Annotated in this window: 8 protein-coding genes; 4 read left to right on the top strand and 4 right to left on the bottom strand. The window is 71.9% G+C overall.

The annotated features are described in order from the left end of the window. Positions 1 to 274: 274 nt before the first annotated feature. The 3 genes from D7V97_RS33455 to D7V97_RS33445 all read left to right on the top strand — a co-directional run bounded on the left by D7V97_RS33455 (position 275) and on the right by D7V97_RS33445 (position 4,133). Positions 275 to 2,221, top strand: coding sequence for an FHA domain-containing protein (locus D7V97_RS33455; RefSeq protein ID WP_233583383.1), 1,947 nt, complete (start codon positions 275 to 277; stop codon positions 2,219 to 2,221). A gap of 81 nt (positions 2,222 to 2,302) precedes the next feature. Beyond that, the gene (locus tag D7V97_RS33450; protein ID WP_120614677.1) at positions 2,303 to 3,640 is read left to right on the top strand and encodes a cyclic nucleotide-binding domain-containing protein; all 1,338 of its coding nucleotides are present in this window, start codon (positions 2,303 to 2,305) and stop codon (positions 3,638 to 3,640) included. Between the two features lies 1 nt (position 3,641). After that, entirely contained in the window at positions 3,642 to 4,133 is a 492-nt protein-coding gene (locus D7V97_RS33445) for a hypothetical protein (RefSeq protein WP_120614676.1), read from the top strand. 18 nt (positions 4,134 to 4,151) lie between these two features. On the opposite strand, the gene D7V97_RS33440 is transcribed toward D7V97_RS33445, so the two are convergent. Next, the gene (locus tag D7V97_RS33440) at positions 4,152 to 5,738 is read right to left on the bottom strand and encodes a tetratricopeptide repeat protein (RefSeq protein ID WP_120614675.1); all 1,587 of its coding nucleotides are present in this window, start codon (positions 5,736 to 5,738) and stop codon (positions 4,152 to 4,154) included. A 142-nt stretch (positions 5,739 to 5,880) separates the two neighbouring features. Between D7V97_RS33440 and D7V97_RS33435 the strand changes: the two genes are divergently transcribed. Further along, the gene (locus tag D7V97_RS33435) at positions 5,881 to 6,849 is read left to right on the top strand and encodes a homoserine kinase (RefSeq protein ID WP_120614674.1); all 969 of its coding nucleotides are present in this window, start codon (positions 5,881 to 5,883) and stop codon (positions 6,847 to 6,849) included. On the opposite strand, the gene D7V97_RS33430 is transcribed toward D7V97_RS33435, so the two are convergent. The 3 genes from D7V97_RS33430 to D7V97_RS33420 all read right to left on the bottom strand — a co-directional run. Beyond that, on the bottom strand, positions 6,850 to 7,320 hold the full coding sequence (locus D7V97_RS33430) for a nuclear transport factor 2 family protein (protein WP_120614673.1): 471 nt from the start codon (positions 7,318 to 7,320) through the stop codon (positions 6,850 to 6,852). It abuts the gene before it with no gap. 72 nt (positions 7,321 to 7,392) lie between these two features. After that, positions 7,393 to 7,917 carry a DUF2505 family protein gene (locus D7V97_RS33425; protein WP_120614672.1) on the bottom strand — a complete coding sequence of 175 codons (525 nt, stop codon included), beginning with the start codon at positions 7,915 to 7,917 and terminating at the stop codon, positions 7,393 to 7,395. 33 nt (positions 7,918 to 7,950) lie between these two features. Next, a partial coding sequence (locus D7V97_RS33420; RefSeq protein ID WP_120614671.1) for a hypothetical protein occupies positions 7,951 to 10,083 on the bottom strand: 2,133 nt, incomplete at its 5' end.

Here is a 10,083-nt window from a genome sequence, read left to right as displayed (position 1 = left end):
CTCCTGGAGGGAGCGGGGTGGGAGAAACCTACATCGGGACGGGACGGCGTGCGGGCCAACGGTCCGCGGGGGCCGGGTCTTCCCTGAAAGGAACGGTCGGAGCGCATTCCCACGGTGGGGGACGGCGCTCTAAGATGGCGACCGCTTCAACCTGGACCCACCCATGCCTCCTCGCCGTCCATCACCGTCGTCGCGCTCGGGCACCGGCCGTTCTGCTGGTGGCTCGACGGCGGAACGCCGTCCCTCCTCTTCCGCCGGAGGCTCCTCCCGGCGCGTGGCCGTTCCAGACGAGGACTGGTCCGCCCCCGAGGGGGAGGACGACAGCCAGGACCGCGGGGACCCGGAGCTGTACGGGGACGCGGAGCCGCAGCGCTCGCGCACGGGTGAGACGCGCGTGGCGTCGCTCGACGACGTGCGCCCGGAGACGCCCGCGCCCGCCGAGGAGGAGGACGAGGACACCTCCGACACGACGCGCGCCGGGCCCCCCGTGCTGGTGCTGGTGCTGGACGGGCCGGACAAGGGGCGCAAGAAGCGCTTCAAGGGCGTGCGCATGGTGCTGGGGCGCAGCACGGACTGCGACTTCGCCCTGGAGGACAAGACGGTGTCCCGCCGCCACCTGGAGCTGGTGTACGGCGAGAAGGGCGTCGTGATGCGCGACCTGGGCGGCATCAGCGGCACCCAGGTGAACGACCAGAAGGTGGACGAGTGCATCCTCAAGCACGGGGATGAGATCTCCGTGGGCAAGACGCGGCTGCGCTTCGTGGATGAGAGCGAGCTCATCAAGGAGATGCGCGCCAAGGCGGAGGCCGGCGAGGACGCGCCCAAGGAGGAGAAGAAGGAGGAGAAGAAGGACCCGCGCCTGGATGAGAAGACGAACGCGAACTACAAGCTCGCGGACCTGATGCGCGACGAGAAGGCGCGCAAGACGGGCGTCCCCCGGCCGCGCCCGGTGCGCTCGCCGGTGCGCGAGGGCGGCATCCGGCTGGACTTCAAGCAGAAGGTGGGCCTGGCGGTGGGCGGCGTGGTGCTGCTGCTGCTGGTGGCGGGCCTGGCGATGTCGCGCCGGGGGCCGCCCCCCAAGCCGCCGGTGGACCCCAACCTGGCGCGCGCCACGGAGCTGATGCAGCGCGCGCGCGACAAGGTGCGCGACGGCGACTACCCGGACGCCGTGCGCTTCGCGGCCGAGGCGGAGAAGCTGCGCGCGGGCATCGACGTGGACGGCGTGGGCAAGGCCGCGCAGCGGCAGCAGGACATCCTGGAGGCCTTCAAGGAGGTCCGGGAGCTCGTCGCGCAGAACCGCTTCGACGACGCGCGCCAGAAGCTGAAGGACACGCCGGAGGGTACCGCGAAGACGGACGTGGAGCGCGACAAGCTCAAGGTGGAGCTGGACACGAAGGAGCAGACGTACATTGTGGGGCTGGCGGACGCGGCCCTGGCGGAGCGCAACCCGGAGAGCGCGAAGCCGCTCATCGCCGCGCTGCCGGACAACACCCGGCCCCTCTTCGAGCAGCGGCTGATGGAGCTGGAGAACCAACTCGCCAAGGAGGCGGCGACCGCGGCGCGGCAGGCCGGCGCGCGGCAGGCCGCGGCGGCGGAGAACGCGAAGCAGCGGCGCGCGGAGTTCGTGGCGCAGGCCTTCGAGGACGTGGAGCGCCGCTTCAACGGCGGGGACTTCCAGCGCGCGACGCTGGAGGTGGACCGGGTGATGGACAAGTACCGGACGGAGGCGGACATCCAGACCCGGGCCCGGTCGCTCAAGAAGCTCATCCCCCAGTTCCGCTCCGCCTTCGAGGAAGGCCAGCGCAAGTACGAGAGCAACTCGCTGGAGTCCTCCGTGAAGCCCCTGCGCCGCGCGTCGGAGGTGTACCGGCAGATCGGCTTCGCGGGCACGCTGGGCGACACGCTCGACAACGAGCTGGCCTCCGCGTCGGTGGCGGCGGGGCAGGCGGCCTTCAAGCGCAAGGAGTTCCCGGTGGCGGGCCGCAGCTTCCGCGAGGCGCTGCGCCTCAACCCGGGCGACTCTCGCGCGCGCGCCGGGCTGGACGACCTGCAGAAGAAGGTGGAAGAGCTGTACCTGCAGGCGTACATCGCGCGGGACCGCGACCCCTCCATGGCGACGGAGACGTTCAAGATCGTCATTGAATCGTCCGCGGAGGGCTCCGACGTGAAGCGCAAGGCGGAGATGGCGCTGAGTGATCTGCAGAAGGCCGGCGGTTCCTAGCCGGCCCGGCCGCCTCGTGCGCCGTGGCCACGGGCGGCCTTCTTTCCTGTTTCTTGTCGTCGTGCTGGTTGGAGACACCGGATGAACGAGTCGTCGTTGCGTGAGCTGGGCATGGACCTGTTCGAGGAGCGCCAGTTCGAGCGCGCCCTCGCCGTCTTCGCGGAGGCCGTCCGCCGCGTGCCCGCGGATCACCGCTCGCGCATGCTGGCGTCCCGGTGTCTGGCGGAGCTGGGGGAGCGCGAGCGCGCCGTCACCGCGTACCATGCGTGCGCGGAGGGGCTGTTGCGCCGCGACTACCTCCTGAGCGCGATGGCCGCGTGCAAGCTGGCCCTGGAGCTGTCGCCCAACGAGCGGCGCCTGAAGGAGACGCTGGCCCGGGTGCACTCGCGCGCCGCGCGCAAGGCCGCGGGCCGCGCCTCGGTGCCGCCGCCCCTGCCGCCGGAGCACCTCTACGACGGCAAGGTGGAGACGGACCTGATGGGGCTCGTCGGCGAGGAGCTGTCCAACCGCGCCATCGAGGTGCTGGCCGCGCCGGACACCGGCGGCAACGCCGACCCGCAGGGACGCCCGCCGCTGCCGCTGTTCGCGGACCTGGACCGGGACGCGTTCATCGACCTCGTCGGGCGCATGGTGTGGCGCACCGTCAAGGCGGAGGAGGTCATCAGCCGCGAGGGCGAGCCGGACGACCACCTGCACGTGCTCGTCGCCGGCAAGGCGGAGGTGACGCGGCGCACGGACGGCGAGGACCGCACCCTGGGCTTCCTGGGCGGCGGCTCCATCTTCGGGGAGCTGGCGCTGCTGACGGGCGCGGCGCCCACCGCGACGGTGACGGCGGTGTCGGACTCAGAGGTCTTCGAGATCCGCCGCGAGCACCTCAACGCGGTGGCCAAGAGCCACCCGGCGGTGCCGCAGCTGCTCGCGGACTTCGCGCAGCAGCGCATGATGCGCAACCTGATGGCGAACTCGCCGCTGTTCCAGCAGCTGCCGGAGTCGGAGCGGGGCGCGCTCTTCCAGCGCTTCACCTTCCGCGCCCTCCAGGCCGGAGAGAAGGTGCTGGTGGAGGGCGAGCACTCGCCGGGCCTCTTCCTGGTGCTCGCCGGGGAGCTGGTGGTGCAGAAGGAGGATCCGGCCGGCGGCGTGGTGACGCTGGGCGTGCTGCGCGAGGGCGAGGTGGCGGGAGAGATTTCGCTCCTCACCGGCCTGCGCGCCACGGCCACGGTGACGGTGCCGCGCAAGACGGCGGCGGCGTGGCTGGAGCGCAACGCGTTCCACCAGCTGGTGAAGGCCGTGCCCAACATCCGCACGTACCTGGAGCAGCTGTCGGACCGGCGCCTGAAGCAGATTGGCGAGGCGCTGCGGCCGCTGGAGATCATCGACGCGGACGACATGATGCTGGAGCCGGAGACCGGGGCCGCGTGAGATGGTGCTGACGCGCTCTCGGGTGTTGAGCGGCATGGCGGCCCTGGTCGCCGCCGCGCTGGTGCTGTTCCTCTGGCCCCGCGAGGAGCCCGGCGTGAAGGACGCCGTCACCCGGCGCATCATCGCGATGACGCGCTCGGCGGAGGAGAAGGACGTCGGCGGAGTGATGGAGGGCGTGTCCGAGCGCTTCAAGACGACGGACGGCTGGAGCCGCCAGGACGTGCACCGCATCCTGGCCGGGCAGGTGTTGAGAGGTCAGTGGGTGCGCATCTTCACCACCGACATCGACGTGCACGAGGTGTCGCCCACGCAGGGTGACTTCCAGGCGCGCTTCATCTTCGGCCGCTCGCAGGCGGACAAGCTGGAGGACCTGGCGCGCGACAGCGTCCTCAACGCCTATTCCATCGAGGGCACCTTCGAGAAGGAGCCCGACGGCGAGTGGCGCGTGGTGAAGGCGAAGCAGCGTCGGTTGGACCCCTCCGAGCTGCTCTAGTCCCACCCTCCCAGCCCGCTACTGCTGCTGGAACAGCGGCCCTGCTTCGGTGAGCCACGCCTTGGCCATGGCGGGCTGGCCGGACGTCTCCAGGCGCTGCTTGATGTCGTTGGCGCGCGTGGCGATGAGCTCCGGGGGCGTGCCCTGGGCGCGGGCGCGCACGAGCGCGAAGTAGTGCTGCTGGCACCCGGCGGCGAAGTCGCCCTGGGCGAAGAGCAGCTCGCCCAGCGCCGCGTACGCCTCCGGCATGTTGCCCGCGCCCGTATCCGGGGCCACCTGGCTGAGCAGCGTCCGCGCGCCCTCGAAGTCCTTGCGCGCGAGCAGCAGCGCGCCCTTGGCGTACTGCGCCTTCGCCAGTCCCACGCCGCGCGCCGCGAGCGCCTTGTCGTAGGCCGTGAGCGCGTCGTCCTGCCGGCCCGCGAGCTCCATCACGCCGCCGCGCGCCAGCCAGTACCGGTCATCCCGGTCCAACGCGGGCACCGACTTGCCGTCCGCCGTCTGCACCTTCACCTCGCGGAAGGTCTTCTCGTAGGTGTCCAGCAGCGCCAGCGCGCCCGCGCCGTCGCCCTGCGCCTGGAGCAGGCGCGCGCCGTCCAGCGCCAGCAGCGGCGCGGTGGGCTGCTTCGCCACGGCCGCCTCGAAGGCCTGGCGGGCCTCCGGGGCGTGCTTCGCCGCCAGCGCGCGCGCCCGGGTGAAGAGGGCGTAGTGCTCCTCCGGCCAGGCCTTGAGCGCCGCGTCCGTCTGGGCCAGCGCCTCGTCGGGCGCGCCCTTCACCAGCGCCAGCTCCGCCTGCGCCACCGACAGGCGGGCCTGGAGCGCGGGCGTCAGCTGTCGGGTGCTCGAGCGCAGCTCCTCCAGCGTCGCCTTCACGCTGTCCGGGTTCTTGCCCGAGTACAGCTGTGCCAGCGCGGACGTCACCCGCGACAGCAGGTGGTCCGGGTTCGCGGTGGTGGCGCGGGAGAAGGCCTCCACCGCCTGGGGAAACAGCCCCTCGTCGAGCAGCGCCTCGCCATAGGCGGTCGGGTAGCGCGGATCCCTCCAGGCGCCCTCCGCCGCGCGGGCGAACGCGATGCGCGCCTCCGACAGCCGCCCCTGCCGCTGCAGCAGCCGCGCCTGGGCCAGCGTCAGCTTGGGGCTGTTGGCGCCCTGCGCCTGGAGCTCCTCCAAGAGCTTCTGCGCCTCCGCCGTCTTGCCCTCGCCCACGAGCAGCAGCGCGCGCGCGCCGTAGCGTTCGCCGGAGCGGGAGCCCATCGCCTCCGCGCGCTCCAACTGCTCCCGGGCCTTCTGGTCCGCGCCGGGCACGTGGTGGTCCAGCCACAGCTCCGCCTGGATGTCCGCGGACAGCGCCCGCGCGTCGCGAGAGTCGGGGGAGAGCGTGAAGAGCGTCTCCAACTGCTCCTGCGCCATGGTGAGGTCGCTCGGGTTGCCCTTCAGGGCGGCGGCGCGCGCCGTGCGCAGGTGCGCGTCCACCTCCTGGCGCACCTGGCCCCGGTGGACGAACCACGCCACCGCCGCCGCGAGCACCACCGCGACGACACCAATCTGGAGCAGGGCACTTCCCAGCCCCTCGCGACGCTTCCAGTCACCGCGACCCGACGTGTCCATGGGGGTGGCCTCACGCGCAAATATTGAAGGTTTTCAGACAGTTATGCGAAGTAAGACGGGGATGGACAGATAGGTCCGACCTCCCGGGGTGTCAACGGCCGGGGCGGCATGCACGCGGGGCGGCGGACCCTGGAGGCACGCGATGGCGGTCTACACGACACTTCCCCCCGAAGCCTTCACCCACGTGGCGGCCGCCTACGGCCTGGGCGCCGTGCGCGGGATGACGCCCATTCCGCAGGGCTCCATCAACACCAACCACCGGCTGGAGACGGACGCCGGCCGCGTCTTCGTGCGCCACACGACGGTGCGCTCGGAGGAGGACCTGCGCTTCGAGGCCGCGCTCCTGGAGCACCTGGCGCGCGCGCACTTCCCGGCGCCCGTGCTGCTCATGCCCCAGGGGCCGGACCCCTTCCTGTCGCTGGAGGGCGGGCGGATCAGCGTCTTCAAGTGGCTGGCCGGCGAGGAGCTCACCCGCGCGCAGCTCACCCCGGACCTGCTGGAGCGCCTGGGCGAGGAGCTGGGGAAGTTGCACCGCACCACGGAGTCCTTCGGGGGCTCGCGGCAGAACCCCTACGGCCCGGAGGTGGTGAAGGGCTGGCTCACGGGGCTGCGCGAGCGACCGGAGCCGGAGCTGGCGTCGGTGGCGGCGGAGCTGGAGGGATTGCTCGCCCGCGCGGAAGCAGCGCACCCGGGGCTGGAGCCCCGGGGCGTCATCCACGCGGACCTCTTCCTGGACAACGTGAAGTGGCTGGGCGACCGCGTGGGCGCCTTCTTCGACTTCGAGATGGCGTGCGTGGACGCGTACGCGCGCGACGTGGCCATCACCCTCAACGCGTGGTGCTTCGAGGGGACGTACCAGCCACCGCTCTGCCAGGCCTTCCTGCGCGGCTACCAGGATGCCCGGCCGCTGGCGGAGGTGGAGCGGGCCGCGCTGTACGGCCACGCCCTCTACGGCGCGGTGCGCTTCACCGCGAGCCGCATCCGCGACTACCACCTCTCCCCGCTGGGCGCGGACAAGCTCGCGCCCAAGGACTTCCGCACCTACCTGGCGCGGGCGCGGGCCCTGGCGGAAATGGGGCCGGACGGACTGCGCGCGCTCACGGGGACGTGACTAGATGCCGGAGAGGATCTTCCACTCCTTGTCGACCTTCTGGAAGACCATCTGCTCCAGCTCCGAGTCCTGCTGGGGCCGGGCGTTGAGGCCGGGCATGCGCCAGGACGCGTTCCAGTAGTAGATGGCGAAGGCGACCTCCTCGTCGTCGCGGACCTCCACGCGGCGGACGTTGATCTCCACCTTGGGGGTCTGCACCCGCTGGAAGAGCGCCTGCATGTGCGCGCCCAGGTTCTCCGCGGTGAGGTCGTCCGACACGTCCTCGGTGCCGCCGTCGTCGCGGAACTTGGGGGACACCAGGCTCTGGATGGCCTTCGCGTCGCGGGCTTCCAGGGCGGCGCGGTAGCGCTCCATGACGCCGAGGATGGCGCGGGTGTCGTCGGTGTCCTGCAACTCCGTGCCGGGGATGCGCTTCGGGGCGCACGCGGCCAGGAGGAGGACGGCGCAGAGGGCAGGGAAGCGTGGGTTCATGGCGGGGCCTTATGGGTTCAACCACATGGGTGTCAACCCATTCCCAGGCCCCGCCCGTACCGCGTGCTTTGACTATTTGGCGCGGATGACTTCAGCGATGAAGCGGTTGAGGACGGGCACCTCGTTGTCGAGGATCTTCATGCCCTCGGACTCGATGACCTTCTCTCCGATGAACGCCACGGCCTTGAGCAGGAAGGGGAGCTTGAGCTTGATCTCCCCGTCCATGGTGCGCTCCGTCTCATCGCCCACGGCCCGCAGGCGCAGCACGCCGGTGTTGACCATCATGTTGGAGATGGTCTGGGACGTGGGCGTGTTGGTGAACGACAGCTCCTTCTTGCGCTTGTCGTAGGTGGACGTCTCGATGAAGGCGAACCACTCGGGCGGCACCTTCTTCGTGCCGATGGTGGCGATGACGGGCTTGGGGCGGTAGCGCACGCGGCGGTGCACGCGGTCCCCGTCCGTCTTCACCTCCAGGGGCTGCAGCTCCAGCAGCACGCCGTGGTGCTGCAGGAGGAACGGGAAGTAGCGCTCGTCGAGGAGCGCACGCTCCACCTCGTCCACCGTGCCCTGGATCCGCTGCTTCTTGACGAACTGCATGCTCCGTCCACCTCCGGAATGTGTCGCCCGCGTCTAGCGGAAAGCCTGTCGCGGCACCAGGGGCCCGCGAAAGGTCGTCTGCTCGAAGTCACATCGCTCGCGCCACTCGGTGGCGGAGGCCCGGAAGGCCGCTCCGTAGTCCGGCAACGCCCCCACCTCATGCCGCACGGCGCCGCAGTCGCCCGCCAGGTAGCCGGCTTCAATCTTCAGGCGCATGGCCTCGCGGCGGATGGCCTCCGGCAGTCCGGTGTCCGACAGCGCGCGTTGCAGCTGCTCCGCCGCGAGTGCCGGCGCACCCACCTGGTGCAGCCTGCGCCCCAAGAGGTAGTGCAGCCAGGGGTCCTGGGGCGACACGAGCAGGGCGCGGTCCAGGAGCAGGAGGCGCAGCTCCTCGTGCGGCGCGCGGAAGTACGCCTCGATGGGCGCCCGGCGCGACGGGGTCTCCAGCGCGGCCAGCTTCACCTGCGCGGTGCGCGTCACCTCCGGCCCCGCGTTGAGGGAGAGCGCGGTGGTGAGGAACGCGCGGGATGCGTCCACGTTGTCCAGGTGGAGGGCCACGTCCGCGCGCGCCATGGCCACCTCGGCGGCGAGCGCCGGCCGGTCCTTCACCTGCTCGGCGAGCGAGTCCAGCACGCCCGCCGCGTCCGCCGGGCGCTCCAGGGCGTCCAGGGCTGCGGCCTGTCCCAGTTGGAAGGACGGCTCCTCCGGCTGGAGCGCGGCGGCGCGCTGGTAGCGCACCAGCGCGTCCTGCGGATCACTGGCGAGCGCGTCGCGGGCGGAGTCGGACAGCCGGGCCACCTCGCGGGCGCAGGCGCGGGAGAAGAGGCTGCCGGTGCGGAAGCGGGCGAAGGCGCGCGCGAGCGTGGAGTCGTCCAGGGGCAGCGCGTCCAGGGTGCGCTCCCACTCGGTGACGAGCTCACCCAGGGGGCGCCCATAGGCCGCGTCGAAGTCCGCGTGCGCGTAGACGGTCCGCAGCCGGTCCGCGCCGTAGGTGTCCGCCAGGTAGCGCAGGAACGAGCCCGCCACGGTGTACGCGCGCGCCGGGGCGGACTGGTAGAAGCCCTTGGGCCCCATGAGGTCGCGCATGTCCGGGGCCATCCCCTGACGGCGCATCCCCGCGGCCCACTGGTGCAGGGTGAGCTCCCCCTGCACGGGGTCGTCCGCGGCCACGGCGATGCCCTCGATGAGGCCCATCAGCGGCCACACGCCCAGCCGGGTGGTGACGCGGAAGAAGCCCGAACCGGCGGGGCCCGCCATCACGTGCGCCAGCTCGTGGTGCAGCGTGGAGTGGGGGAAGGGCTTGTCCTGGATGTGCAGCTCCGTGCGCCAGGGCTTGGCGAACTGGGTGCGGCCGGCGCCCACCAGCCGCTGCTTCTCGTCCTCGGAGCGGTAGAGCCACACGCGCACGCGCTCCGTGGGGGCCACGCCCAGGAAGTGCGCCGTCTGGGCGTAGCGGAACTCCAGGTCGCGGGCCATCCGGTCCACGTCCTCGCGGGCCTTGCCGCGCGGGTAGTGCAGGACGAAGTGCTCCGTCTCACGCACGCCGCCCAGCTGCTCCGCCAGGTACGCGTCCGTCATGCGCAGCCCCAGCTGCGGCGCGCGCGTCTCCAGCATCCCGATGCCCACGGCGCAGAGCGCGACGAGCCCCAGGCCCCCCAGGCGCGCGCCCTTGAGCGCGAGCCTCCCGGTGCGCACGTCGAGCAGCGCCATGGCGAGCCCCACGAAGGCGCATGCCCACAGCAGCGTCTCCACGCGGAACCAGCCCAGCGCGGCCGTCATCTGGAGGGCCTCGTCGTAGAGCGGGCCGGGCAGGTGGCCCAGGAAGACGTTGAAGGCGAACACCTGGGGCCCGAAGACGATGGGCTGCACCGTGACGACGAGTGAAGCCAGGAGCAGCAGCGCATACAGGCCCGCCGCGCCCCGGGGCCGGGCCGTCGCGAAGCCCAGGAAGACGCCCGCCGCGGAGGCCAGCAGGGCGGAGGGCACGGTGAGCAGGGGGTAGAAGCCCGCCAGCTCGAACGGGTCGCACGCGGTGCGGAAGCGGGCGAAGAGCAGGGCGCACACGAACGGGGGGAGGAGCACCCCCAGGTTCAGGACGACGCTGGCGCCCAGGGCCCTTCCCACGGCGGTTCCGGGGAGGGCGGAGGCTTCCGCCCGGGCGGGATG

It is taken from the genome of Corallococcus sp. CA053C, from assembly GCF_003611675.1.
GTDB lineage: Bacteria > Myxococcota > Myxococcia > Myxococcales > Myxococcaceae > Corallococcus.
The sequence above is the reverse complement of the archived record's forward strand: the minus strand, read 5'-3'. Positions and strand labels throughout refer to the sequence as shown.